This window comes from Maribacter sp. 4U21 (assembly GCF_002742365.1).
Lineage (GTDB): Bacteria > Bacteroidota > Bacteroidia > Flavobacteriales > Flavobacteriaceae > Maribacter.
Genome location: NZ_MDGN01000048.1, coordinates 1 through 943, shown reverse-complemented (window position 1 = coordinate 943; position 943 = coordinate 1). Strand labels below are relative to the sequence as shown.

Annotated in this window: 1 protein-coding gene; it reads right to left on the bottom strand. The window is 54.3% G+C overall.

Annotated features, from left to right (window positions below; translation table 11 throughout):
• A partial coding sequence (locus tag BFP77_RS16980) for a hypothetical protein (RefSeq protein ID WP_180272336.1) occupies positions 1 to 943 on the bottom strand: 943 nt, incomplete at both ends.

Genomic DNA, 943 nt, shown 5'->3' with positions numbered 1-943 from the left:
ATCACTTTCATTTAAATCTACATCGGCTTGCACCGCTGCGATGGCCGCATCGGCATCGGATTCGTTCAGGTCCACATCTGCCTGTACCGCGGCGATAGCTGCGGAGTCATCGAGAGCGGAGATATCCGCGGATAACGTGGTTCCACTTTCGGTAACGTTCAGGTTGGTACCGTCAAAGGTGACCGCGGAGATATCGTCGTCCGTTGTGATGGTTGCCACTTGGGTATCGACATAGGTTTTAACCGCGAGTTCCGTAGGGAAGAGGGTGTTGGTACCGTCCGCTAGGGTAACGTCGGTTGACTTGTTGGTACTGTCCTCTTTAAGGGCGATAGCCGCATCAGCATCGGATTCGTTTGCATCCACATCGGTCTGTACTGCTGCAATGGCCGCGTCGGCATCACTTTCATTTAAATCTACATCAGCTTGCACCGCTGCGATGGCCGCATCGGCATCGGATTCATTCAGGTCCACATCCGCTTGAACGGCCGCAATGGCTGCGGAATCATCAAGAGCGGAGATATCCGCGGATAAGGTGGTTCCACTTTCGGTAACGTTCAGGTTGGTACCGTCAAAGGTGACCGCGGAGATATCGTCGTCCGTGGTGATGGTTCCCACCTGTGTATCGACATAGGTTTTGACCGCAAGTTCCGTAGGGAAGAGGGTGTTGGTACCGTCCGCCAGGGTAACGTCGGTGGACTTGTTGGCACTGTCCTCTTTTAAAGCGATGGCTGCATCGGCGTCACTTTCGTTTGAATCCACATCGGCCTGTACCGCTGCAATGGCCGCATCCGCATCACTTTCGTTTGAATCCACATCCGCCTGTACGGCAGCGATAGCTGCGGAATCATCGAGAGCGGAAATATCCGCCGATAACGTGGTTCCGCTTTCGGTAACGTTCAGGTTGGTACCGTCAAAGGTGACCGCGGAGATATCGTCGTCCGTG